This is a genomic window from Chryseobacterium soldanellicola (assembly GCF_900100115.1).
Taxonomy (GTDB): Bacteria; Bacteroidota; Bacteroidia; order Flavobacteriales; family Weeksellaceae; genus Chryseobacterium; species Chryseobacterium soldanellicola.
The window spans coordinates 966215-991749 of record NZ_FNKL01000001.1 but is presented as its reverse complement, the minus strand read 5'-3'; the positions used below and the strand labels follow the sequence as shown (position 1 = coordinate 991749).

Annotated in this window: 20 protein-coding genes and 1 tRNA gene; 10 read left to right on the top strand and 11 right to left on the bottom strand. The window is 36.8% G+C overall.

The window, feature by feature from the left end:
• Positions 1–8: 8 nt before the first annotated feature.
• The 10 genes from mce to pelA all read left to right on the top strand — a co-directional run bounded on the left by mce (position 9) and on the right by pelA (position 11144).
• Positions 9–407 carry a methylmalonyl-CoA epimerase gene (gene mce, locus BLT04_RS04320; protein ID WP_089753998.1) on the top strand — a complete coding sequence of 133 codons (399 nt, stop codon included), beginning with the start codon at positions 9–11 and terminating at the stop codon, positions 405–407.
• A gap of 62 nt (positions 408–469) precedes the next feature.
• Positions 470–543 (top strand) — tRNA-Ile (locus BLT04_RS04315).
• Between the two features lie 71 nt (positions 544–614).
• Positions 615–1379: a type I methionyl aminopeptidase gene (gene map / locus BLT04_RS04310; protein WP_089753996.1), complete on the top strand. Its 765-nt coding sequence runs from the start codon at positions 615–617 to the stop codon at positions 1377–1379.
• A 219-nt stretch (positions 1380–1598) separates the two neighbouring features.
• Entirely contained in the window at positions 1599–4583 is a 2985-nt protein-coding gene (locus tag BLT04_RS04305; RefSeq protein ID WP_089753994.1) for a VIT domain-containing protein, read from the top strand.
• A 116-nt stretch (positions 4584–4699) separates the two neighbouring features.
• Positions 4700–5032 carry a 7(1) septoil knot domain-containing protein gene (locus tag BLT04_RS04300; protein WP_089753992.1) on the top strand — a complete coding sequence of 111 codons (333 nt, stop codon included), beginning with the start codon at positions 4700–4702 and terminating at the stop codon, positions 5030–5032.
• 490 nt (positions 5033–5522) lie between these two features.
• The gene (locus BLT04_RS04295) at positions 5523–7568 is read left to right on the top strand and encodes an IgGFc-binding protein (protein WP_139166210.1); all 2046 of its coding nucleotides are present in this window, start codon (positions 5523–5525) and stop codon (positions 7566–7568) included.
• 2 nt (positions 7569–7570) lie between these two features.
• Positions 7571–8080 (top strand): hypothetical protein, encoded by a 510-nt coding sequence (locus tag BLT04_RS04290; protein WP_089753988.1) that lies wholly within the window; start codon positions 7571–7573, stop codon positions 8078–8080.
• Positions 8081–8182: 102 nt separating this feature from the next.
• Complete coding sequence (locus tag BLT04_RS04285; RefSeq protein WP_089753986.1) at positions 8183–9040, top strand: helix-turn-helix domain-containing protein; 858 nt, start codon at positions 8183–8185, stop codon at positions 9038–9040.
• A 67-nt stretch (positions 9041–9107) separates the two neighbouring features.
• Positions 9108–9758, top strand: coding sequence for an HD domain-containing protein (locus tag BLT04_RS04280; RefSeq protein ID WP_089753985.1), 651 nt, complete (start codon positions 9108–9110; stop codon positions 9756–9758).
• 366 nt (positions 9759–10124) lie between these two features.
• Positions 10125–11144, top strand: coding sequence for a pectate lyase (gene pelA, locus BLT04_RS04275; RefSeq protein WP_089753983.1), 1020 nt, complete (start codon positions 10125–10127; stop codon positions 11142–11144).
• A gap of 49 nt (positions 11145–11193) precedes the next feature.
• On the opposite strand, the gene BLT04_RS04270 is transcribed toward pelA, so the two are convergent.
• From BLT04_RS04270 to BLT04_RS04220, 11 genes are all read right to left on the bottom strand, one after another.
• Positions 11194–13665 carry a glycoside hydrolase family 95 protein gene (locus BLT04_RS04270; RefSeq protein ID WP_089753980.1) on the bottom strand — a complete coding sequence of 824 codons (2472 nt, stop codon included), beginning with the start codon at positions 13663–13665 and terminating at the stop codon, positions 11194–11196.
• A gap of 44 nt (positions 13666–13709) precedes the next feature.
• Positions 13710–14612, bottom strand: coding sequence for an alpha/beta hydrolase (locus tag BLT04_RS04265; protein ID WP_089753978.1), 903 nt, complete (start codon positions 14610–14612; stop codon positions 13710–13712).
• An 80-nt stretch (positions 14613–14692) separates the two neighbouring features.
• A complete protein-coding gene (locus tag BLT04_RS04260) occupies positions 14693–15034 on the bottom strand; it encodes a cupin domain-containing protein (protein ID WP_089753977.1) in 342 nt (113 codons plus the stop codon).
• A 156-nt stretch (positions 15035–15190) separates the two neighbouring features.
• On the bottom strand, positions 15191–15922 hold the full coding sequence (locus BLT04_RS04255) for a rhamnogalacturonan acetylesterase (RefSeq protein ID WP_089753975.1): 732 nt from the start codon (positions 15920–15922) through the stop codon (positions 15191–15193).
• Between the two features lie 151 nt (positions 15923–16073).
• Positions 16074–17036 carry a pectinesterase family protein gene (locus tag BLT04_RS04250; RefSeq protein WP_089753974.1) on the bottom strand — a complete coding sequence of 321 codons (963 nt, stop codon included), beginning with the start codon at positions 17034–17036 and terminating at the stop codon, positions 16074–16076.
• A gap of 184 nt (positions 17037–17220) precedes the next feature.
• Positions 17221–18129, bottom strand: a complete 909-nt coding sequence (locus BLT04_RS04245) for an alpha/beta hydrolase (protein ID WP_089753972.1) — start codon at positions 18127–18129, stop codon at positions 17221–17223.
• 147 nt (positions 18130–18276) lie between these two features.
• Positions 18277–19944 (bottom strand): glycoside hydrolase family 28 protein, encoded by a 1668-nt coding sequence (locus tag BLT04_RS04240; RefSeq protein ID WP_089753970.1) that lies wholly within the window; start codon positions 19942–19944, stop codon positions 18277–18279.
• Position 19945: 1 nt separating this feature from the next.
• A complete protein-coding gene (locus tag BLT04_RS04235) occupies positions 19946–20788 on the bottom strand; it encodes a rhamnogalacturonan acetylesterase (RefSeq protein WP_089753967.1) in 843 nt (280 codons plus the stop codon).
• A 185-nt stretch (positions 20789–20973) separates the two neighbouring features.
• On the bottom strand, positions 20974–22614 hold the full coding sequence (locus tag BLT04_RS04230) for a glycoside hydrolase family 43 protein (RefSeq protein ID WP_089753965.1): 1641 nt from the start codon (positions 22612–22614) through the stop codon (positions 20974–20976).
• 201 nt (positions 22615–22815) lie between these two features.
• Positions 22816–24069, bottom strand: coding sequence for a glycoside hydrolase family 88/105 protein (locus BLT04_RS04225; RefSeq protein ID WP_089753963.1), 1254 nt, complete (start codon positions 24067–24069; stop codon positions 22816–22818).
• Between the two features lie 32 nt (positions 24070–24101).
• Positions 24102–25517 carry a pectate lyase family protein gene (locus BLT04_RS04220; RefSeq protein WP_089753961.1) on the bottom strand — a complete coding sequence of 472 codons (1416 nt, stop codon included), beginning with the start codon at positions 25515–25517 and terminating at the stop codon, positions 24102–24104.
• Positions 25518–25535: the final 18 nt, after the last annotated feature.

Sequence of the window (25535 nt, the reverse complement as noted above, 5' to 3'; positions counted from 1 at the left end):
AATTTTTTATGAAATTAGAACATATTGGTATTGCCGTTAAATCTTTAGGCGCTTCTGACGAACTTTTTACCAAACTTTTAGGAAAAGAATCTTACAAAAAAGAAACCGTGGAAAGGGAAGGGGTGATTACCTCTTTTTATGCAACAGGAGAAAGTAAAATTGAGCTTTTAGAAGCCAATAAAGAAGAAAGTCCGATCTCAAAATTTATTGATAAGAAGGGAGAAGGTATTCATCATTTGGCTTTTGGTGTTGAAAATATTCTTGAGGAGGTTGAAAGATTAAAAAAAGAAGGCTTTCAATTTATTTCAGAAGAGCCGAAAAAAGGTGCTGATAACAAATTAGTTGTCTTCCTTCATCCAAAATCCACAAATGGAGTACTGATAGAACTTTGTCAAGAAAAGCAATAAAAAATTTTGTAATGAAATAAATTTTGCTATTTTTGCAGTCACAAAATTCTACCAAATTTTGAGGTCCTATAGCTCAGTTGGTTAGAGCACCTGACTCATAATCAGGTGGTCCCTGGTTCGAGCCCAGGTGGGACCACAACCAAAGACACTTACAAACGTAAGTGTCTTTTTATTTATCTTTACATTAAACAATCAAAAAACAAAACAATGTCGATAACAAATGAACAGGAATTAGCGGGAATGAAGAAAGCAAGTCAGGCCGTTGCATATACCTTAAAGAAAATGATTAATTATGCAAAGCCTGGTATGACGACAAAAGACCTAGATGAGTACGGAGCGAAAATTCTTTCCGGCTTTGGGGCAAAATCTGCGCCTTATCTGACATACGGTTTTCCGGGCTGGACGTGCATAAGTGTCGATAACGAATTTTGCCACGGTGTCCCTACAGATCAAAGGGTTTTGAAAGAAGGCGATTTAATTAATATCGATGTTTCGGCAGAGCTTGATGGATTTTGGGCAGATAACGGAGGCTCATTTATCATCGGAAAAGATATTCATCAGCATCAAAAATTAGTTGATGCTTCCAAAGATATTTTGCAGAAAGCCATCAATACCATAAAAGGAGGCGTAAAAATAGCAGATGTCGGTTTGTTAATGGAAACCGAAGCTAAGAAAAAAGGCTTTAAAGTTATTAAAAACCTTGCCGGACACGGTATCGGAAGAAGCTTGCACGAGCAGCCGGATGAATTACTCAATTATAAAAACCGTTTTGATAACAGACGGTTCAGGAAAAATTCTGTAGTTGCCATTGAAACATTTATCTCAACAGATTCTAATATTGCAGTAGAAACGAATGATGGCTGGACGATGGTTGGCAATAACGGCGGTTATATGGCTCAACACGAGCACACGATTATAGTCACCGACGGCAAGCCAGTTATTTTAACTGAAATGAATGAAATATTCAATTAAAATATAATTTAAAAATCAAAAAATCCCTGAAAAGATCTTCAGGGATTTTTCTTTATTATGAAACTTTATCAGCGTATACGAAATGATAAAGCTTTTTAAAGTGTTTTATTTGAATATTTCCACCGAATTTTAATAAAATTTCACTTCTCATTCCAACCTTTTTCCTCAAAGCGGCATCTTTATAAATAGTGAGGTTCATTAACTATAAAATATTCGAGGATGAAAAGCTTATATATTCAATTTTTATTATTGCTGCCGATTTTATGCTGGGCGCAAATTCCGATCATCGAAACTCCGGACAAAAAAGGAGGTTTTGATACAAATAATAAAGTGGTTCTTCAAAAACTTAATATTGAAACCAAAATCACCGGCGGAATTTCTACCAATGTCGTCACGATGGTTTTCAGAAATAATTCCAGCCGATTGATGGAAGGAAGATTAACTTTCCCGCTTCCCGAAGACGTGAATGTGAGCGGTTACGCACTGGATATCAACGGGAAACTGAGAAATGCCGTGCCTGTTGAAAAAGAAAAGGCAAAAGAAGTCTTCGAAACCATCGAAAAAAGAAATGTAGATCCCGGAATTTTAGAAAAAGTAGAAGGCAATAATTTCCGCACAAGAATTTATCCGATCAATGCCAATGGCGGGGAGAGGATCGTTCAGATTACTTATAATTATGAACTGAAAAAATCGGGTAACAATTATCAATATTATTTACCGTTAAATTATTCTTCCGAAATTCCTGAGTTTACCATTAAAACCAGTGTTTTTCAAAATGCAATTTCTCCGCAATTGGAAGAAAGACCAGACGGAAGCTATAATTTCGTTAAAAATGGAAATATCTGGGTGGCAGAAACACATAAAAAAGACTACAGGCCGAGCCGGAACCTTAAAATAAATTTTCCGAAAAGTGAAGAAAACGAAAATGTTCTACTGCAAAAGGCTTCAAATGGCTCGGCTTATTTTCTGGCAAGTTTAGACGTTGATCCACAGGAGAGAGCCAAAAAACTGCCCAATAAACTGGCAATTGTCTGGGACAATTCTTTGAGCGGATCAAAACGCGATCACAAAAAAGAATTTGAGTTATTAGATGAATATTTTAAAGTGAATAAAGGTCTTTCGGTGAATGTGTATTTTATTAATAACACCTTTGATGAAGGAAAAACTTTTAAAATACACAACGGAAACTGGAGCGAATTAAAAAGCTATCTTTCAATGGTTTCTTATGATGGCGGGACAGATTTCGGACAATTAAAATCATTGCGGGAAGACGAGGTTTTATTCTTTACAGACGGGTTTTCTTCTTTCGGAGACTTAAAATTATCCTGGGAAAATCCTGTTTATACGATTGCTGCATCGAATAATGCGAATTTTAATCAGTTGAAATTTATCAGCAATAAAACCGGCGGTGAATTTTTAAATTTAAATGAAAACCTTCCATCAAAAGAGGTCAGAAAATTATTGTACGAGCCTTTGAAGTTTTTAGGAATTGAAAACAATTCTTCATTGTCGGAAGTGTATCCTTCTCTGCCGCAAAGTATTTCTGAAAGTTTTGTTGTAACAGGAATTTTAAATGGAAGTCAGACAACGGTAAAAGTAATGCTGGGCTACGGAAATAAAGTAACAGAAACAAAGACAATTTCTCTGGATGCCAACAGACAAATGGTAAACGACTGGGAAATCTCGCAATTCTGGGCTCAGAAAAAAATGAATGAATTAGAGATTTTTGAGAAAAAAAATAAAAACGAAATCAAAAATTTAAGCAAGCAATTTGGGATTGTCAGCAACAATATGAGCCTGATGGTTCTTGAAAATTTGGCAGATTATGTTCGGTACGAAATTACTCCACCTGCAGAATTGCGCCAGGAATATGATAAAATTGTAAAAAACAAGCAACAGTTAAAAGATGTTCGTGTTAATGATTTAATGAAAAAAGCGGAAGTCATGACCGAAAATCTTAAAAAATGGTGGGCAACAGATTTTGAGTCAAAAGAAAAAGTTTATCCTAAACCTGAAAAAGAGCAATCCCAATTTTCACCCAGAGATTCGATGAGAAGCGAAAGAAATATTGAAGAGGTGGTTGTTTTGGGCTACTCAGCAGAGCCTAGAAGAGTAGCGTCGGTTTCAGCCAGCAATAGAGTTATTTCAGAATCCGTTTCTGCAAATGTGACAAATAAGCTACAGGGTAAAGCTTCGGGTGTGCTTATAAGAGGTTTCAGTTCCGGACAAGGAGATTATAAAAGAAAAGAAATTGCAGAAAGTTTTATTAGTAAAGGAAAAATTACAACCGTTGATGTAAAATCCGATGCAGAATACATGAAGTTTTTTCAAGGAGATAAAAAAACTGAAGATATTTATCAGACCTATCTTGCTCAAAGAAGAGATTATATCGAAACTCCGCAATATTATTTTGATGTGGCTCAGCTGCTTTTCAAAAATAATGATAAAAAATTAGGGTTAAAAGTCTTAAGCTCTATCGCAGATTTGGATATTGAAAATGAAGAACTATACAAATTATTAGCCTACAGGTTAAAACAGGCCGAAGTTTTTGATAAAGAGCTATGGATCTCTCAAAAAGTGTTGGAATGGCGGCCTTTCGATCCTCAAAGCTACAGAGATTACGCGCTGGCTTTGGAAGATAACGGAAGATATCAGGAAGCTCTGGACAATTTATATAAAATTTTAAACCAGTCTTACACCCGCGAAATAGCCAATCGTGACTACGGAATTGAAGAAACAATTATCATGGAAATTAATGAATTGATCACCAATCACGGGAATAAATTAGATTTAAAAAATATCAATCCTAAGATCATTGCAGATTTACCCGTCAATATCAGAGTCGTTTTGAATTGGAATAAAGACAACACCGACATTGACCTTTGGGTAACGGATCCCAACAAAGAGCGTTGCATGTATTCTCACAAATCAACGGAAATCGGCGGAAGATTGAGTGATGATTTTACAGGAGGTTTTGGTCCGGAACAGTTTTTACTGAAAAAAGCGATTAAAGGAAAATATCATATCCAGACCAATTTCTTTGATGAAAGACAGATCAATATTGCGGGTCCGACAGCAATTATGGCAGAAGTGTACATTAATTATGCCACCGGAAAACAAGAAAGAAAAATCGTGGTTTTCCAGAATCAGAAAGATTCTAAAGGAAATAGCGACGGCATTTTGATCGGCGAATTTGAATTTTAGACATAGAAAGTTAATATGTTAATATGAATGTTAGTGTGCGGGAGCTGGTTTTTTACCGGCTCCCGTTTTTTATTGGAAGAATCTTTATATATTTAAATAAACGAAACAGACGACAAATGAAATACTTATTTACTTTTTTACTGACCCTGTCAGGAATTTTTCTAGAGGCTCAGACCGTTTTTTCAACACGATATTCGAGTGATGCAGATGTCAATGTTTTTGTGGTTGATTACGAAAGCCAGGCAGATCTGAAAGTGTATAAGGTTGAGTATGAAAGTCAGGCCGGGAACAACGACGGCAAGTGGTTTTTTACACAATACGCGAGCCAGGCAAAGAAAAAGATTTTCTTTGTAGATTATTCGAGCCAGTCAGATTTAAAAATATTTTTTGTGAAATACGAAAGCCAGGCTGGTTGGGTAAATAAAGAAAAGCAACATTTAATGTATTAAGGTTGTTGTAATATCGCAGTAATTCTTCCTTCATGCTGTTTAGGAACATGAGTTATTACAGTGAAATTTCCCCTCAATTATCATAAAATGCAAATGCCTTTATAGATTAATTTGAATTGAGACTTTCTCATTTCCTTATTATTCCTTTTTTTAGTTGAGGTAATAAAACCCTGTTTTTTAGAGCGGGGTTTTGTAGTTTTTTTAGTACAAGGTGTCGTTTTTTTAGTACAGGATTTTAAATTTTTTTTATGATCATAGAATTATTTTTGTAGAAATAGGAAAATTATAAATAAAAACATCTTAATGTTTATTTATAATTAAAAATACAAATGTTTATATAAATTATTTGGCTACAGATGCTCATTGAACGAAAACCTGTTTCATGAGCGGGCTTTTTTCAAATGTAAAGCAAGTGCAGAAGAGCTAAGAATAACTAATGGCATTCTGTATTTATATGATACTTTTTCTAAAATAACTTAAAAATATAATTGTGAAACGAATTTATTTATTAATAGCATTTTTTATGCTCAGATTGGTTTCTGCACAGCTTGATACGGTGCATTACCTTCAGCCCATTATTTTCGGGCTTTATGATGATACCACCATTGTAGCAGAGCACATTTATTTATCAACACCCTCTGCCAGTAATATTACGGTAACAATAAGAAGAGCGGACGGAACCACTATTCCGAGATTATACGTATATAATATCAATGCGGACACCGGTAGTTATGTAACTTCGGGGTCTGTAACATTAAGCAATGGGGTTCCTTTAAGAATCAATATTGTGAATGCATCAAATGTCATTTTAACTCCCGGAACATCACCGATGACACGCCCAACAAATACTGCAGGAACCATTATCGGTGCTAATGCGGGTGGACTTATTTTCCAGTCAACTGGTGAATTCTTTGTCAATTACAGAGGTCGGTCAGAAAGTCAGGCAGGATCTGTGATGACAAAAGGAAGTGTGGCTTTAGGTAAAAACTTTATATGGGGCGGAACTCCGAATGAATATACCACTGCCGTTGCTGAAGTCGGAAATATGGCTTCCATGATGGCTACTGAAGATAATACGGTAATCACGGTTTCCGGGATTGATAACGGAACTCAATTTATCAACGGAGCCAGCGCAACACCCATCACCGGAACTACTGTGACAAGAACACTGCAGAAAGGACAGTCTTTTATCCTTTACGCCAAAGTAAAATTAAATCAATTGAGTTTACAGGACAGAGGCTGGCTGGGAGCCAAAATTACCGCCACTAAAAATATTGCTGTAACGGTAGGAGGATTAATGCAGCAAGGAGGAGCAACAAGCGGTACGGTATCGGACAGCCGGGACTTTGCGGTGGATCAGTTAGTGCCTGTTGAGCAATTAGGAAACGAATATGTAGTCATGCAGGGAAATGGAGGTACTCAGGAAAGAGTAGTTGTCATTGCTACTCAACCCAATACAACAATAAGCATGAATGGAAATACAGGCGTAAATTATACATTGGCTAATGTCGGAGACTACCAAATGGTACCTGCCACATTCTTTACCAATAAGAATATGTACATAAAAAGCAGTAAAGCAGTTTATGTTTTTCATAAAATTTATGGAAGCTCTGCGCTTAATACCAACAGCTTTATGTTTATTCCGCCATTATCGTGCTTCGGGCAAAATTCAGTAAACATGATTCCGGATGCTAAGCGTATCGGAGGAAACGAATATACCAACACACAGCTTGCAGTACTGGCAACGACAGGTAATCCGCCCACCGTAACCGTTGGAGGAACGGCTCAGGCTCCCATTGCAGGAAGTTCAAATATTGCCGTGCCGGGAAATCCCAACTGGACAAGCTACCGATATAATATTGCCGGTGCTACGGGAGGAACAGCGCTAATTAAAAATGTAAGAATAAGCTCTGTAGGAACCATTCAGGCAGAGTTAATAGGAGCCGATGTAGATGCCGGATTCGGTGGATATTATTCAGGATTCGGAACAGCACCGATTGTAGAGATCAGTATAGCCGGCAGCCCAAATCCTACAAGACCTTGTACAGGTGCTACAGGAAGCTCGTCATTATCACTGTCTGCAACGCCTGGTTTAGGTGCGTATCAGTGGTATAAAAACGGGGTAGCCATTCCGGGAGCTACAAATAGTGATTATTCTATTCCGATAACAGACAATTCTGCTGCTGAATATAATGTTGTGGTAACGGTTGCCGGAAATTGTTTAGTCTATTCTAATGTTGTGAAATCTTTTTCATGCCCTTGCTATAAACCGGGTGCAACGGGAACTCCTGAAATTACCAAGATTGGGATCTCCACAAGAACGACTAAAAGTACGGTCAATTTCCCGGCAGATGTTAATAACGGATTTGTCGCGTTGGAATCTAATGATAAAGGACTTGTAATTACAAGAGTTGCTGATCCTGAAATATCAATCCTCAATCCTGTAGATGGAATGATGGTATTTGATACAGACGATGTTTGTCTGAAAATCTATGACGGTACAAAATGGAGTTGTATTAACCAAACATGTAATTAATTATGAAAACAATTCTTATCCTATTTCTTTTTGCTTTTACGATTACAAAAGCTCAGATCGGTATTGAAACCACTGCTGTTGACGGAAGCGGATTAGTAGATTTCCCGGCAGGAACCACAAAAGGACTTATCCTTCCTCAAGTCACCAATAATACAAATATGACAGATGTAGCAGAGGGAACATTTGTTTTCGACGAAGCGACATCAAAAGTAAAATACTACAACGGTACAGCCTGGATAGAGATTACCGGACAAACTGGGGTATCAAGAACTTTACTGGCAGGAGCCGAACAGGACAGGACTAAAGGTGTTATCATCGGAGCTCCGGATTCTGCGGCTAAAGGTGTGTTAGTTCTAGAATCTGAAGATAAAGCCCTGATCTTACCGAAAGTAATAGATCCTGCAGCGAATGTAAAATCACCCGCTGCAGGAATGATGTGCTACGATCCCGTCGCCAAGCTGGTCTGTTTCTACAACGGAACCAATTGGGCGTTCTGGGGAAATATAGATTAATGTAAAATAAAAAGGGTTCAGATTATTCTGAACTTTTTTTTGTTTAAAAAATCAAAAAACTTTAAATTAATTTTAAGAACTTTGATGTAATAAAAATCCCCAGTGCGACAGCTTACAACAATCAATCCGGATCAGGAAGTCAAAGATTCTTTTCAGGTCGTGAGGTTACAGGATAAAAATTTTGATGAGGTTTCACTGATCAGTGTGACGTATAACCGCGTATTTATTATTCATGAAGGGCAGGGGAAAATTATCATCGATCATAAAGAATTTGATATCAAAGGATCAGAAATATTTATCGTATCAAAAGGACAGCTATTTTTTTTTTCTCCACAAACCAGATTATCGGGATTTCAGATAAGCTTCGGGGATTGTTTTTGGGATAAAACTCCAGCAAGCGCTTCCAACTGTAAGTTATTGCTGTTCAATGATGCGGCGCTGCATCAGAATATTCCGTTGACGGGAAAAGATTTTTTAGAATTAAACCCGATCTGCAAAATGCTTTTAAACGAATTTGAAAGCGAAGATTATCCCAACAAACTCGATGCTATGGCGGCTTATTTAAAAGTAATGATGATCAAATTAGCCAATCTTGCTCCGGCTTTCCACGATGGGATCGATGATTTTGATAATCAGACCTACCGAAAATTTCTGGAATTGGTAAGCTTCAAATACAATCAGATGCATGATGTTTTATATTATGCAGAAAAGCTTTCTGTGACATCGCGAAAGCTTTCGGATATTTCGAAAAAGAAAAGCGGGAAAGGCGCCAAAGAAATTATCGCCGCACAAATTATCGCAGAGTCAAAGCGATTGCTTCAGTTTTCGGCAAAAACAATCAAAGAAATTGCTTACGAATTGTCATTCAGCAGCCCGGAACAGTTCAGTCATTTTTTCAAAAAATATACGGATATTTCACCTTTGGATTATCGAAAGATCTTCGTAAATATTGGCAGGTAATGTGAAGATTCTGACATTCCTTTGCGTTTTTATTGAGCTTACTTTTGTATCAATAAAATTACAGAGCATGTCAGTTCAGAGATTAAAAAACGTTGCCGGAATCACCATTCCCGATAGTAAAATTGCCACCGAAGCCACAGAATTGTTGCTGGAGCACGGTACGGATTTCATTTACAATCATTCATTAAGAGTTTTTCTTTTTTCTTCATTAAACGGGAAGAGAAAAAATCTTGAATATGATGAGGAGTTATTGTATGTAAGTTCGGTTTTCCATGATTTGGGATTGGTTCCGCATTACAGCAGCGCGGATTTAAGATTTGAAGTTGACGGTGCCAATGCAGCCCGGGACTTCCTTAAAAGCCACGGAATTCCGAAAGAAAAATTACAGTTGGTTTGGGATACAATCGCCCTGCACACGACAATCGGAGTTGCAGAACATAAAGAAAATGAAGTGGCTCTAATGTATTCCGGAGTGGGTCTGGATGTAATGGGAGAGGGCTATGAGCATTTAAGTGAAGACAACCGAAACGAGATCATCAGGGCGTTTCCGAGGGATGATTTTAAGAACAGGATTATCCCGGCTTTCTTTGAAGGATTTAAGCATAAGACAGATACTACTTTCGGGAATATTAAGGCCGATGTTTGCGCGTTCATGATCCCGAATTTTGAAAGAAAAAATTTCTGCGACTGCATTTTGCATTCTCCGTGGAGCGAGTAATTGAATATTTTTAATCATTAAGCTTAATTTTAAGTATAAAATTTTTAAGTGTTGTTTTTTAATTGAGATGCTTCGACAGGCTCAGCATGACATCTCTAATACTAACCGACTAATTACACTACAACAGTTTATTTGTAGCGGTGTCATGCTGAGCCTGTCGAAGCATCTTTTAATTAAGCATCTATTTAAATAATTGTTGCGAAAATTCCATTAATTTTGACACTCAATATTTTTTCTAAAAGTATTGTTAAATCCTTATCATTGATGAGGATTTTTTATATTTAAACGAAAATTATTTTTACATTTGATGAAATTGTGCAATCGGTTGCATTTTTGCCAGTATTTAATGATAAAACTTGATATATAATGAAATTAAAACTTTCAGCAGCTGTATTTTCTTTGGTAACTGCCCTATTTTCGGCGCAGGTAAAAGATACATTAGCAGAAAAAATATTAATTTACCAGCTTCCGAACGGAGGTTGGGGAAAACAACTGGACGATAAATCTGTTGTAAATTATAATTTGCCTATCGATAACAATCTTTTAAAAAAGATAAAAGCTACAGGAGACGATCACGCCACGATCGATAATAATGCGACTTCAAGAGAAATCAATGATTTAATAAAGGCGTACAAGACCACAAAAAATCCCGATTATCTGAAATCAGCGGAAAGAGGAATTCTGTATCTGCTTTCCATGCAGTATGATAACGGAGGTTTTCCTCAGTATTATCCCAATTCAGCAATTTACAGAAAGCAGGTGACATACAATGACAATGCAATGATCAACGCTTTGACGGTTTTTTATAATGTTGCTGAAAGTAAAAATAATTTTGATGTAATTGATTCAAAATTAAAAGAAAAATCAAAAATTGCTCTTCAAAAAGGAATTTTATGCATCTTAAAAACCCAGGTTTTACAAAAAGGAAACCCGTCGATCTGGGCAGACCAGTACAATGAAATAACCCTTCAACCCGACAAAGCCCGGGCTTTTGAACCTATTTCTTTAGCAACCGGGGAATCTGTGGGTATTGTAAGGTTTTTGATGATGCAGCCTGTCACTCCTGAAATTGAAAATTCAGTTAAAAGTGCCGTAAAATGGTTTAAAGCAAATAAGATCGAAGGCTACAGCTACAAAACCGCAAAACAAAACGGAAAGACCGTAAGAATTTTAGCGGAAGATAAAAACTCTGTGATTTGGGCTAGATTTTACGATATTAATACCAACAAGCCTCTTTTCGGAGATCGCGACGGAAGCGTAAAATACGATTATAATGAAGTTTCCGAGGAAAGAAGAAACGGCTACAGCTGGTATATCGATCACGCACAAAAGCTGATTGATACTGAATATCCAAAATGGCTTCAGAAAAATAAAATATCTGAATAATTAGCAAAAGATCCTGATGTAAATAAACGTCAGGATTTTTTATGAAAGGTTATTTTGTTTCAAAAATATAAACTCCATTTTTTTTCGTATTAAAGTCAAAAACCTGGGTTTCAGGCATCGGAAAACCTTTTAATTCAGCTTTTTCGGAAATTAAAGGTGCCTTAACAGCATTTACCTGATAATATTCGTTAGGATTTTCTCCTGTTGAATTTTTTAATTGAGTTTTAGATTTCAGATTGATATTTTTCGCAACTCTGATTCTGCAGTTTCCTCCTAAAGTAGATTTGATAGTCAATTTTGTCAATTGAGAATTTCTCCATTCGATATCGATTTCAAAACCGCCTCTTGCTTTTAGACCTTTGATATTTCCATTGGGTAAAGCATCAGGAAGCGCCGGTAAAATATACATAAAGCCGTCATAACTTTGAAGCAGCATCTCTGCAATGCCCGATGTACAGCCAAAATTACCGTCGATTTGAAAGGGCGGATGTGCATCCAGAAGATTCGGATATGTTCCTCCGGATTCTCCTTTATTATCAATAGGAGCGGGCGTTAATTGATCTGAAATTAGTTTAAAAGCCCGGTTTCCGTCCAATAATCTTGCCCACCAATTGACTTTCCAGCCCATCGACCAGCCTGTAGATTTATCACCGCGAAATATCATGGAATTTTTTGCAGCTTCCGTTAAATCAGGATTTCTGAAAGGAGAGATTTGCCCTGAAGGAAAAAGCCCGTACAAATGTGAAATATGCCTGTGTTTGTCATCAGTTTTGTCCATGTCTTTCAGCCATTCCTGCAATTGAGCGTGTTGTCCGATTTGCATGGGCGGAAGTTTATTTAAAGCAGATTTTACTTCACCTGAAAGATTTTTATTTTCATTAAGAACTTTCGAAGCATTAATGAAATTAGTAAAAACATCAAAAACCAATTGATTATCCATCGTTGTTCCTGCGGTAATTCCGACACTTTTAAAATATGTATTTTCCGGTGACATCGATGGCGAAACCACAAGATATTTTTTCGAAGGATCTTTTTGAAGAACGTCTAAATAAAATAAAGCAGAACCTTTTAAGGCCGGATAATATTTTTTCAAAAATTCTTTATCTCCGGTGTATAAATAATGATTCCAGAGATGTTGTGTAAGCCACGCGCCACCCATCGGCCACATTCCGTAGAAGCCACCGTCTACAATTCCTGTAATTCTCCACAAATCGGTATTGTGATGCATATTCCAGCCTCTTGCGTGGTACATTTCTTTGGCAGATTCCTGTCCTGTAACCGATAAATCCTGGATCATGTCAAATAAAGGCTCGTGCATCTCACTCAAATTTGTGCTTTCAGCGGGCCAGTAATTCATTTCTGTGTTGATGTTGACCGTGTATTTGCTGTCCCAGGCCGGATTCAGCTGATCATTCCAGATTCCCTGAAGATTGGCTGGCTGCGTTCCCGGCTGCGAAGATGAGATCAAAAGATAACGCCCAAACTGGAAATACAAAGCTACCAAATCCGGATCTTTTGAAGTGGCAAATTCTTTTATTCTGGTGTCGGTTGTTTTCCTTGCCTGTTCTGTTGTTCCTAAATCAAGGCTTACCCGTTTGAAATATTGTTGATATTTTTCAATATGTGCTTTTAATTCAGCCTCATATTTTTTGTTTAAAGCTGATTGTAAATATTCCGAAACTCTTGCATCCTGATTTCCTGAAATATCATTATATTTTTTAAAATTTGTAGCAATCGAAAGATAAATCACCACTTCATCCGCTCCGGAAATTTCAAGCTGATCTTTTGTTGAGGTTAATTTTCCGCCTTTTAAAACAGGAACAGCAACCGTTTTGAAATTGATTTTCCCGATTTTGTTATCAACCGAACCACTCGTTCCGGTAATCATCAATTGATTTTTCTCCGTAAAAATTGATTTCTTCAAATGTGGAGTAGAAGCATTGATACAAAAATTCAGACTTCCTTTTTTGCTTGAAGATAATTTAATGATAATGACATTGTCAACAAAAGAAGCGAAAATCTCACGCCTGAAAGTTACTCCATTTACTTCGTAAGAAACCGCGCTTACAGCTTTTTCAATGTCTAACGTCCGGGTATAGTTTTTAAAATTTTCATGGCCTTTAAAATCTATGAAAAGATCGCCCATTGTCTGGTAAGGCATTCCGTAATTCAAATCTTTTGGAGCTTGTCTGGGATACGTTGTATTAGAGAGTTTTTGAGCGTCTTCAAACTTATTCTCATTCAACAGTTTTCTGATTTTTTGGATGCTGTCGAATGTATTTTTAGGAACATTATTTCCCGGTTCTCCTGCCCAGATTGTTTCTTCATTAAGCTGAAGATGCTCCTGCGAAGCTCCGCCAAAAACCATAGCCCCCAATTTTCCGTTTCCGATGGGTAAGGCTTCGTTCCAGTTTTCTGCGGGCTTGTTATAAATCAATTTTAAATTTTGTGCTTGAACAAAAACGGAAAGGATTATTCCGCAAGTCAGCAAAAATATTTTATGTTGAATGATTTTGAGCATTTTAGAGTATTTTATTAAACCTTCAAGGTTTGTCAGTTTTAAAATTACTTATTGCCAATGGTTTTAAGCCAGTCTGCGCACAATTTTTTCCAGTTATCCGTCAGTTCAGATTTGTTGGTAATCCCGATTTTATGTTCGCCTTCGGGGAAAATAAATAGGGCGCCTTTTACTTTGTTTTTTACCATTTCCTGATAGTATAAGATACTGTTGATTACGGGAACTGTTTTATCATTTTCAGCATGAAATAAAATCGTGGGCGGTGTTTTTTCCGTTACCCGATTCTGCATTGAATATTCTTTAATTTTTTCCGGAGAGGCATTTTCACCAAGCAAACTGTTTCTGCTTCCTACATGCGCAAATTCTCCCAAATCAATCACCGGAGAGACAAGAATTGCAAAATTGGGAACCGTCGGAATTGAAGTCCAATCTCCTTTTAATTCTGTGTAATCTGTAGAAATATTGCTTACTGAAGCCGCCAAATGTCCACCTGCAGAAGTTCCAATAACCCCAATCTGTTCCGGCGAAATTCCGTACTGCTCCGCATTTTTTCTGAGATATTTTATGGCTGCCTGAATATCCTGTAACGGAGCGATCTCTTTTTGCTTTAAATCTGGAGAGGTCGGCAATCGATAATTTAAAACAAAAGCTGAAATTCCTAATGTATTAAACCATTTTGCAATCTGATAACCGCCTAAATCATAAGTGAGTTTGTAATATCCACCACCTGGAATGACGATGACAGCCATCTGTTTTCTTTCTTCTTTGGGAGGTAAAAAAGCAAAGAGTTCGGTTTCCTTTATCTGTATGATTCTTCCGTCTTTTTCTTCGGTTTTTAAGGACAAACCTTTGGAATTAGGCATTTGTCCTTTTGGCCAGACCATTATTTTTTCCTGAGCGGATAATTGAAGAATGAAGAAAATTAATAGCAGAAATGTAATTTTTTTCATAGTTAATAATTTGGTGAATGTTTTTTTGAATTCTATACCTCATAGGTTTTTAAAACCTGTGAGGTTTGCTAAGCTTTAAATTAATCTTTAAGAAAATCCTCTCTAAAAGGAGTAAAAGCATCAATCAATTGTCCAGCTTCCAGACATTTCACGCCATGAAAAATATTCGGCTGCGCAAAAAATCCATCACCTTGCTGTAAAACTTTAACTTCACCATCAACCGTCACTTCAAACTTTCCCGAAGCAACATAGGTGATCTGCGAATGAAAATGCTGATGCAAAGCTCCGATCGCATCTTTTTCAAATTTTACAATCACCATCATTATTTGTGAGTTATAGCCAACAAATTGACGTGAGACGCCACCTCCTAAATCTTCCCACTCGGAATTACCGTCGAAAAATGGCTCTTTTTTAAACTTCATTTTGTATGTTTTTGAATTATTATTTAATTAAAATTTTACGTCCAATTTGTCATTCCGTAGGAATCTAAAATATGTTTTTTTACTGTTGAGATTCCACGCTACACTTCGTTACGCTCTGAATGACAAACTGGATATTTAATTATTGAGATAAAAAAACTATTTAATATATTTTTCCAAACCTATTTTTAAACTTTTCAAATCTTTCAAAGCCAATTTTGCAACAGACTCTGCTCCAAATTTTGACAAATGAGTGTCGTCATCTTTTCCTTTTGGATAATAAGGATCTTCGCCTTCTTTGTAATGCAAATGTAGTTTTTTTGAATTTTCAGGGCCGTAAGAAATTTCTAATTGCTCTGTCAGCAATTGCATATCTACAAACGGAACTTTCAGATCATTGGCCACCATTCTTACCACTAAAGGGTATTCTTTATGGGTATCGATCAAAACGCCGTTTTCATTGAAATTTCTTCTTACAATAGAAGTCATCAGAATGGGCGTGGCCCCTTTCGCTCTGGTTTCATTGACATATCTTTCCAGGTTGGCTCTGTATTGCGTATAAGGATTGGTGAATTTGGTAGAATCTTTCAATTTCTGGTCATTATGACCAAACTGGATGATCACAAAATCACCTTTTTTCAGCTGTTTTTCCACCTTATCCCATCTTCCTTCTGTTCGGAAGCTTTTTGAACTTCTGCCGTTCATCGCATGATTCTGAACTTCAATTCCTGCTGTTAAAAACTGTGGTAAAACCTGTCCCCAGCCGTGTTCAGGGTTTTTATCCGGATTTTCTTTGTTGGCCATCGTTGAATCACCGATTAAAAATAAGGTTGGTTTTTGTGCAAATGTCAGTATTGACAAAAATAAAAATAGTGCAGTAAGCTTTTTCATTTTAAGTAAATTTATTTTTTAATTAAACTTAAGATGCTTCGACGGGCTCAGCATGACATCGCTAATACGAACTGTTTTATTTTAATATGCATTTAATTAGCATAATGTTTACAGTGTCATGCTGAGCCCGTCGAAGCATCTCAATTATATTTTAAGGTTTCCAATTTTCGAATATCTTTTCTAATGTATAATTTTTCAAATCTTTTTTTGTCAATTGATGCGACCAGCTTACACGATTTTTTGTATCTCCACCGTCGCCTTTGCTTCCAAACTCAGCGTAATAAGCGGTTTTTTCTTTATCAGAAAACATTTTGTCGCCTTTCCAGGGATTCCAGCCTTCGGGAAGGATGTGTTTCCCCATTTCTGTGTTGATGAAAACAGTTTTGGCATAAGGTCTCCATGGTCTTCCTAAATATACTTTTGTAATGCCTTCTTTAGCAATTAATTTACAATCAAAAAAGACAAAACCGTATTTTCTGTCGGCTTCTGTTGCGGCTGCAGTGATGTAAGAATCGGCTAAACTTTTAATCGTGCAACTTTTAAATACAACCGTTGCCTGTCCGAAAATAAAATCAGTCGTTCCTTCGATATAGCAGTTTTCGAAATATTGTCTGCTGTGATTGGTCGCAGAATAAATGGTGTCCTGACAACCCAGAATATTTGAATTTTTGATGATAAAACGGTCACCTTCCACATGGAGAGAAACCGCCTGTCCTTCGTTGCAAGAACTGTTTTGAATCGTCAGGTTGCTGATTTTAATATCATCACCCATCACCAGCAAAGTGTAGGAATTGAAAGTTGTCATTTTTTCATTAAAAGCATCCGGTTTTCCTGAAAAATCATTATTAGTGATGATAGTGTTGTCTTTATTTTCGCCTTCTAATGTGATTTTATGTTTTGAAGAGGGAATAACCACTTTTTCTTTATATGTTCCGGATTTAATGAAAATCAATGCTTCTGCCGGACCTAAATCTCTAATAGAATTGATCGCTTTCTGAATCGATGTGAAATCTCCGCTTCCGTCTTTTGAAACAGTAATTTTAATATATGGGTCATTTCCTGCAAAGAGAAAATTTGCCATCGAAATGAAGAGAATTAAAAATAATTTTTTCATAAACTGATTTATTATTTTTTAACGCAAAGATTTATTTTAATGAAGCTTATAATTTTTAGAAAGCAAAGGCAAATAAAATTTGCTTCGCGAAGCTTTGACGATAAATTAATCAAATCAACTTGTTGATTCATCTTTGCTCCTTAAGGTTTAATGCTTTTTTTATAAATCTTTGCGTTTAAAATTATTATTTTAAAACTTTATCTAAAAAATTAACTGTCAAATTTAATGTTTCTGTAAACCAAGGCTCTGCCGACCAGAATGAATGTGGTGTATCTTTGATTTCATGAAACTCAGTCGGGATATTATAGCTTTTCAATTTTTTCATCATATCGTCTCTTCCAGCATGAAAACGGGGTTGCGAACTGTTAATGAAAAGAGTAGGAGGTGTGTTTTTATCCACATATTCCAAAGGTGAGGCTACAGTCCAGTTTTTTAAATTAACATTTCTGTCGCCACCAAGCCAATATGAAGCATAAGTGCTTTCTTCAGCTTCCGGATGAATAAACGAAACAATTCCGTCAATATTAACAATTGCATTAATTTTATTCTTTGACTTTACCCCAACCAAAGTGGCTATCTGCGCTCCGGCAGATTCACCCAAAACTGCCATTTTCTTTTTATCTAAAGAATATTTCGCGTGATTCTTCTTTAGCCATTGGATGCCTGTTTCAATATCTTCAACTCCGGCAGGATACTTTGCTACATCAGCCAATCGATAACCGATTGCAATTACAGTATAGCCTTTCGAAGCCAGCTCCATCGCCATGAATTTTTCATTCTCTTTACTCCCCGAAATCCAACCGCCACCGTGAACCATTGCGATTCCCGGATATTTTTTTGACTGATCTGAAGGATAATAGACATCGGCTTTTAAAGAAATCCCATTGATGTTGGCATATTCTACATTTTTATCAATTTTGATATTATGCGGAGCCGGTCGGTCAATAGGAGTGATAAAAGGATTTTTTTTCTTTAATTTTTCGTACGTCGCTTCATTGGTGTAGGGAGTAGCATTCGGTTTTGTGCTTTGACCGAATGCTGATGTCCCTATCCAAAAAATAGAAATATAAGTAAGTTTTCTGTTAAAATTCATTCGCTTATGGAATTTTTTTAATGTTGTTTTTTATTCTTGTTGGAATCACAAAGTCGCAGATAAGAGCATTTAGTATTAGAGATGTCACACTGAGCCTGTCGAAGTGTTTTACGTGTTAAAAAGGTGTTTAAATCTTTGCTACTCCAATTATTTAACTGCATTTTTTGCTACATCCGTTCCGATATATAGTAAATTTTTATCGGATGTTACTTCTTTCGGCAACAGAACATTTCCTGTTTTATTTCCTAAAACTTTCACAACAGGCTTATTGGCAGATTCAAACTTCACTGTTGAAAGATTGATATTTTTACTGTTGTAGATGGTTGCTCCTGTTCCTTCTGAATATTTCAGTTTTACATTTTTCAATTGAATGCCGTCTGCATCTACGACTGTCAGAGCTTTTTTCGTATCAAACTGAGAATCTTCAATCACAATATTTTTAAGATTCATTTCAGCTAAACCGAATAACGTAATGGCTTCATCAGAATTAACAGCATTGATGTTTTTAAAGAAAATATTTCTGAAAACCGGTGTTTCTTCTGTAACAGGATAGACTTTTTCCGGCGCTTTGTTACCTTCTTTTTTCTGCCCGTCCTCCAATACCGGAGAAGATCCTTCATAGAACATATTAAAGCCAATAACCTGAGTTGGAATATTAATCATATCAATATTTTTGATGTAAATATTTTCAACAATTCCACCTCTTCCGCGGGTTGTTTTGAAACGTAGACCAATATCTGTTCCGATGAAGGTACAGTCGGAAACATGGATATTTCTCGCTCCGCCGGACATTTCACTTCCGATCACAAAACCTCCGTGACCGTGGTATACGACATTGTTTTTAATGATAACATTTTCAGTTGGCATCCCTCTTTTTCTTCCGTCTTTATCTTTTCCTGATTTAATGCAGATTGCATCGTCACCAACATCAAACGTATTATCATAAATCAAAACATTTTTACATGATTCCAAATCTACACCGTCTCCGTTTTGTGAAAACCATGGATTTCTTACCGTAAGATTTCTTAAAATAACGTTTGTACACATTAATGGATGAAGGTTCCATGCCGGAGAATTCTGGAAAGTGGGTCCGTCTAACAGCACTTTATCACAACCGACTAAACTTACCATTACCGGACGAAGAAAATCTTTAACCGTTGTTAGTTCTTCTTTAGAAATTTTATCAGGAACATTGAAGCTTGAACTGCTTTCAAATCCTTTTTTATAACTTTCTGAAGGATACCAGTTCTTTCCGTCCGCAGATAAAATTCCGCCGGATTTTACGATATTTTTCCATTCAGATTCTGAAACTTTGCTTTTTTTAATGGCTCTCCACGCATCACCGCTTCCATCAATTACTCCTTTTCCTGTGATGGCGATATTGGTTACATTTCTTGCTGAAATTGGAGACTGGCAACGGATGGTATTTAGTCCTTCAAAACTTACATCAACCAAAGGATAATCTGCTTTATCTTTACTGAAAATAATGAAAGCACCTTCTTCTACGTGAAGATTGATATTGCTTTTTAATTCGATAGGACCTGTCAGCCACATTCCTCTTGGAACGACTAATTTTCCGCCACCTTTTTTATTTAAATCTTCGATAGCTTTTTTGAAAGCTTCCGTATTTTTTACATTTCCGCCTGCAACGCCGCCGTATTGTGTGATGGAAACCGTGTTGGCTGCAAATGAAGTTTCTGCAACCTGAGGCATTTTAAACTCAATATTTTTATAAATATCCAGATTCTGAGCATAAATTTGCCCTGAAAACATCATTGCGGCTACTAAACCGATAACTTTGAGAGACTTCTTCATTTTATTTTTTTTGAGTTTTAATTACTTTTTTAAATTCCTGATAAACAATGGACGCTACTACTTTTGCACCTTCCGGCTGAAAATGCGTGTTGTCTTTTTGCCCTTTCGGATAGGCTTCATAAACATTCTCCGGAAGATTCATGAAATAATGGTTTGTTGTAAAATCCTGTCCTTTTTTTGTAAAATATTCCATTGATAATTTATTTAAATCTATATAAGGAACATTCATTTCTTTGGCGATATCAATCGGAGCCTGAGCATATTCTCCGTGTACATTTTCTAATTTTCCGTCTTTCCAGGGAAAGTTTCGGGCAACGGGTGTTAAAATAACAGGATTTCCTCCTTTTTGTCTTGTTTGAGTTACAAATAATCTTAAAAATTCTTTATATCCTTCAATATTTACGTATCGTTCTGTATGCTTTTCAGAGCCGTCATTGTGACCAAACTGCATGATCACATAATCGTTTGGCTGCAAATGTTCATACACATATCTCCATCTTCCTTCCTGGAAAAACGTTCTAGTACTTCTTCCGCCATGTGCTCTGTCAATAACAGCGACAGAATCTGTTGTAATAAAAGGTTTCAGAGAAACCAGACTGTCTTTTGAAAAATAGGGCTGGAAAACCTGTCCCCAACCGGTAATCGGGTAACGGACTTTCATATAATCTTTTCCCGGTTCGTAATCTCCCGTATAATCTGCCATTGTGGAGTCTCCGATGAGATAAATATGAGTAACTTTTTTATTGTGTTTTGCCGCTGCCTTTTGGGCATTGTTTTGTGATTGGCATGCAGACAACAGCAAAACAACAAATAAAAATGAAACTATCTTAAATTTTCTTTTCATGACTAATATATCTTGTTGGTAATCGCAAAGACGCAAAGTTTTTAATCTTAATTATGTTTTAAGGCGCAAGAACACTTCGACAAGCTCAGTATGACATAGCTTTTCAGTGAATTTTGAAGTATTAAATTTTATTGAGTTAATGCATATACCTTTACATTTTCTTTGCGTCTTTTAATTTACCGACTCTAATTTTTAGTAATCCTAAACCATTCAAAATCGGCATATCCTCCGCGAGGTGCTTTGTTTGTACTTATGCTGTATAAACCAACTTTAGCTCCGATCCATTTTCCTGGTTTTGACTGAAAAATGTCGCCTACTTTTGTGAAATTTTTTCCGTTTTCACTGTAACTGAACTGGCACAAGCCGTTCGGTTCATTTACATTTACTTTTAAATAGGCTTCATTTCCTTTTAATTTTGTTTCAAATAAAACTTTTTCCTCACCGCCTTTATCTGCTTTTTCAGCTCTTCTTAGTTGTAAATAATATCCGTCGGGTTTATTGGTGATTACAATGGATTCATGATCTAATCCCATTATTAATAATCCTGCGGTTTTTCCTTCTTTGGCATCTTCGGGCGTTAATTTAACTTTCGTTGATGCTGCAAAATTCGGAGCCGGAAATTTTTGAGTTAACAGATTCGGAACGTTCCATAGATTTTTTTCACCTTCGGGAACTTTCATCGAGAATAATCGCAAAAACTTCTGTCCGGGAAGTTTGGATGACCAGACGATATTTTCATTCGCACTCCATTGCCATTGGATTCCTAATTTTTCACCATCAAATTCATCTGTTTCCGGCGGAGTAACGATAGGGTAGGATTGTCCGACGTTTGGTTTTTTATAGGTTAAAACCGGTTCACCAATTCCGTTTTTATTATTGTCTATTCCGATGACAGGCCAGTCTTTTTCCCACTTCATAGGCTGTAGGTGAACGATTCTTCCACCCGTATCCACATCCTGAAAATGGTAAAACCAATCTTCACCTGAAGGCGTATCTACCCAAGCTCCCTGATGAGGTCCGTTGATTTTTGTGGCACCCTGTTCCAACACAACCTTTTCTTCGTAAGGACCGTAAATGTTTTTTGATCTTAAAACCAATTGCCAACCTGTGGCCACTCCGCCAGCAGGGGCAAAAATATAGTAATAACCGTTTCTTTTATACATTTTGGGACCTTCAACGGTTGGATGAGCATCGTGACCATCAAAAACGTGAACGCCTTTATCTAAAACCTTTGTTCCTTCAGGATTCATTTTATTTAGGCTTAAAATGCTTTTCACTCCGGCACGGCTTCCCGCCCAGCCATGGACTAAATAAGCGTTTCCATCTTCATCCCAAAACGGGCAGGAGTCGATCAATCCTTTTCCTTCCATGACCAAAACAGGTTTTTCCCAAGCTCCCAGAGGATCTTTGGTTTTAATCATATAAATTCCGAAATCGGGATCGCCCCAATAAATGTAAAATTCACCTTTATGAAATCTAATGCTTGGTGCCCAAACCCCGTCACCTCTTTTTGGAGTGGAAAAATGTTCGCTTGGAAGAACGTCAGGAAGTGCATAATTCACTAATTTCCAGTTAACCATATCTTTTGAATGAAGGATGGGCAAACCCGGAGCTTCATTAAAACTTGAAGCCGTCATATAATAATCATCACCCACACGAATTGCGTCGGGATCGGAATAATCTGCATATAAAACAGGATTTCTGTAATTTTTCCCCTGATCTGCAGTCCAGACATCGGAAACATAGTTTTTTTCCTGTGCGTTGAGATATGTTGAAGCAACTAAAAATAATGTGATGGTTGCTATGTTTAAAATTTGTTTCTTCATAAATCCAGATTCATTTGTTTTTAGCGCAAAGGGCGCAAGTTTTTTTGAAATGTTTGAAAATATTTTTCGTTCGCAAAGGCGTTTCACTCAGCAAAGGGTGAATGTTGATTGCATTGTCATTTCGACGAAAGTAAAAATCTATTATGCTTTTATAGATTTTGCACTCTGCTTTCGCTTTGTTCTGAATGACAGCTTTGTATCTTATTTTTCAAATTCTAAACTTGCCAGAATAAACGGTCCCGTCCCTTTTCCGTCGTTGGAACGGATTTCTTCATTTACATAATATTCGTAAGAACCATCTCTGTAAGGTTTTCCTCCTAATCCGGCTACAGCACAGCATTTATTTAAATTCACGACACCATTTTCATCAACAGTGATTAAATTTTTGATAATTCCGTCATATCCTTTTTTTGCAGCAGTTTTGTATGATGTTGGAAGATACCCTTCGTTAACCGATTTAATGATGGTATACACAAACATTGATGATGCTGTTGCTTCTTCATAATTACCTTTTTCCAAAGGCTTGTCTAACACCTGATACCAAAGACCGGATTTTTTATCCTGAACTTTTATAACAGCATCGGCGTAAGATTTTATGTAAGAAATTAATCTTGCTCTTCCCGGATGATCCTTAGGTAAATAATCCAGGACATCTACCATGGCCATACCGTACCAGCCCATCGCTCTTCCCCAGAAATTTTGGGAAAGTCCTGTTTCTTTATTGGCCCAGGCTTCTTTTTTACTTTCATCCCAAGCGTGATACAGCAATCCCGTTTTTTTGTCTAAAAGATTTTTCTGAACAGAATCAAACTGGAAAACAATATCATCATATGCTTTTTGAGCATCTGCCCCTTTGCTGAAATCTTTTGTATAGTGCGTGTAGAAAGGCATTCCCATATAAAGCCCATCCAGCCAAACCTGATTGGGATAGATTTTTTTATGCCAGAAAGATCCTTCATTGGTTCTGGGCTGTCCGTCGATTTGCAGACGTAAAGTTTGAAGTGCCTTCAGATATTTCTCTTTTTTTTCTTTTTCATAGAGGTAAAGAAGAACATTTCCGCTGTTGAGCATGTCAATATTATACTTATCAAGGTCGTAGGTAAGAATGGTACCATCTTCTTTAATCAGGTCTTCACCAAAACCGCTGATATAGTTATAATATTCTTTTTTTCCTGTTTTGGCATATACTTTTTCTGCGCCGTCTAAGACAATTGCTGACGGATAGGTCCATTTTGGACTTTTACTGAAATCAAGCATCCAGGCTTCCGGGAATCTGTGCATTTCGGAAAGGAGCATTCTTTCAGACCATTTTAGGTTGGTTGGAACTACTTTTCCTGATTGAGATGTTGTAGTTTTTGTCTGAGTTGCAACTTTTGATTGAGCGCAGGTTAAAAATAGTCCTGAACTTAGAGCGACAAATGCCAGTGCTTTTATTTTTTGATTAATGAAATTCATTTTTTTAACTTTACAATTGATTTTTTATTTGATTAACCTTGTCCTTCTGTTATTTTTTTAACAATATCATTAAAATAAACTTCGATATTGTCGTAGTTTTTATCTAAATCATGTCCATTTGCATTGGACAATTGTGGGTTTAATTTATTTTTAATTTCCCATTCATCGGGCATTCCATCGTTATCTGAATCGGGTAAAGGTTCCCCTTGTTTCAGGTCTGGAAATCCGCCGACATCTTTTTGAGAATCGATGATTCCGTTTTTGCTTCCTTTTGAACCTTTGTACGTGAAACTTCCATTTTTTACATCTTTCAAAACATGTAAATCCACTGCATCTCTTACCAAACTTGCACCTCCGATCTGTAAAATTTTCTCATAAGCTTCTTTTGCAGACTGCGTTTTTACATTATTCTGAATATCGTGCGGCTGATTGATTTTTATAGCATTTTTATCTTTTTCCGTGAGATTATAAGATGGCTTCATCTGACCAAAAACACCTTCCGTCCAATTGTCTTTTGTGACTTCAGAATTACCTTCCACAACATTTCCGTTGATGTAATATTTCCCCCAAATGTTATAGACTTCGGTTTCGGGTTTTTCGTTTTTATCGATGGCAACAATTCGTTGTTTTGTCATCGTTGCAGGGCCGGGTTTATAGTAATTGTTGACGATATTCACATTCATTCCTTCACCGCCGTACACATTGTTGTGTCCCCAATTGTAAATGACATTATTTCTGAAATCGGTAAGGTCGGTCAGAGCAAATTTGCTTCCTGCATATTCTCCTAATCGCGGATTTCTACTATCGTGATGAGCATAAATATTATGATGAAAAGAGGCAAATTTTCCGCCTGCAATTCCGCCGTATCCGTGTGGACCTTTCTGATGAAAAGAGTTTCTCAGGCTTTCTGCGATCACGCACCATTGAAGGGTTGTATTTTCGTTGACATAAATGGAAACTGTCTCGTCCGTTGACCAGCTCATCGAGCAATGATCTACGATTAAATTTTTCATAAATCTTGCTCCAAAAGCATCACCTTCATACTTTTTCTGATCCCCCATCCGAAATCTCATGTATCGGATGATGACATTATTGGCGCCTACAAAAGTTTCGTAGTTGGCGATTGTAATTCCGTCTCCGGGAGCGGTCTGTCCGGCAATGGTGACATCACCTTCTTTTATTTTTAACGGAGATTCAAGATAAATCGTTCCGCTTGTTTTAAAAGCAATATATCTCGGTCCTTTTTGGTTTAATGCATATCTTAAAGTACCTTCTGAACCGTCGTCTGTCAATTTCGTTACAAAATAAACCTTTCCGCCACGACCGCCGGTTGTATATCTTCCAAAACCTTCTGCGCCGGGAAAACTAATAATATTTTGAGCTTCAGCAAAAATTGAAATTCCGCATATAATCCCTATCGTCAATAATTTTGTGAAGTGTTTTTTCATGACTGAAAATTCTTTTAA

What these genes read in the sequence shown, in the direction of transcription:
- mce (WP_089753998.1), top strand. Translation starts at nt 9, where the DNA reads ATGAAATTAGAACATATTGGTATTGCCGTTAAATCTTTAGGCGCTTCT.
- map (WP_089753996.1), top strand. Translation starts at nt 615, where the DNA reads ATGTCGATAACAAATGAACAGGAATTAGCGGGAATGAAGAAAGCAAGT.
- BLT04_RS04305 (WP_089753994.1), top strand. Translation starts at nt 1,599, where the DNA reads ATGAAAAGCTTATATATTCAATTTTTATTATTGCTGCCGATTTTATGC.
- BLT04_RS04300 (WP_089753992.1), top strand. Translation starts at nt 4,700, where the DNA reads ATGAAATACTTATTTACTTTTTTACTGACCCTGTCAGGAATTTTTCTA.
- BLT04_RS04290 (WP_089753988.1), top strand. Translation starts at nt 7,571, where the DNA reads ATGAAAACAATTCTTATCCTATTTCTTTTTGCTTTTACGATTACAAAA.
- BLT04_RS04280 (WP_089753985.1), top strand. Translation starts at nt 9,108, where the DNA reads ATGTCAGTTCAGAGATTAAAAAACGTTGCCGGAATCACCATTCCCGAT.
- pelA (WP_089753983.1), top strand. Translation starts at nt 10,125, where the DNA reads ATGAAATTAAAACTTTCAGCAGCTGTATTTTCTTTGGTAACTGCCCTA.
- BLT04_RS04270 (WP_089753980.1), bottom strand. Translation starts at nt 13,665, where the DNA reads ATGCTCAAAATCATTCAACATAAAATATTTTTGCTGACTTGCGGAATA.
- BLT04_RS04265 (WP_089753978.1), bottom strand. Translation starts at nt 14,612, where the DNA reads ATGAAAAAAATTACATTTCTGCTATTAATTTTCTTCATTCTTCAATTA.
- BLT04_RS04260 (WP_089753977.1), bottom strand. Translation starts at nt 15,034, where the DNA reads ATGAAGTTTAAAAAAGAGCCATTTTTCGACGGTAATTCCGAGTGGGAA.
- BLT04_RS04255 (WP_089753975.1), bottom strand. Translation starts at nt 15,922, where the DNA reads ATGAAAAAGCTTACTGCACTATTTTTATTTTTGTCAATACTGACATTT.
- BLT04_RS04250 (WP_089753974.1), bottom strand. Translation starts at nt 17,036, where the DNA reads ATGAAAAAATTATTTTTAATTCTCTTCATTTCGATGGCAAATTTTCTC.
- BLT04_RS04245 (WP_089753972.1), bottom strand. Translation starts at nt 18,129, where the DNA reads ATGAATTTTAACAGAAAACTTACTTATATTTCTATTTTTTGGATAGGG.
- BLT04_RS04240 (WP_089753970.1), bottom strand. Translation starts at nt 19,944, where the DNA reads ATGAAGAAGTCTCTCAAAGTTATCGGTTTAGTAGCCGCAATGATGTTT.
- BLT04_RS04235 (WP_089753967.1), bottom strand. Translation starts at nt 20,788, where the DNA reads ATGAAAAGAAAATTTAAGATAGTTTCATTTTTATTTGTTGTTTTGCTG.
- BLT04_RS04230 (WP_089753965.1), bottom strand. Translation starts at nt 22,614, where the DNA reads ATGAAGAAACAAATTTTAAACATAGCAACCATCACATTATTTTTAGTT.
- BLT04_RS04225 (WP_089753963.1), bottom strand. Translation starts at nt 24,069, where the DNA reads ATGAATTTCATTAATCAAAAAATAAAAGCACTGGCATTTGTCGCTCTA.
- BLT04_RS04220 (WP_089753961.1), bottom strand. Translation starts at nt 25,517, where the DNA reads ATGAAAAAACACTTCACAAAATTATTGACGATAGGGATTATATGCGGA.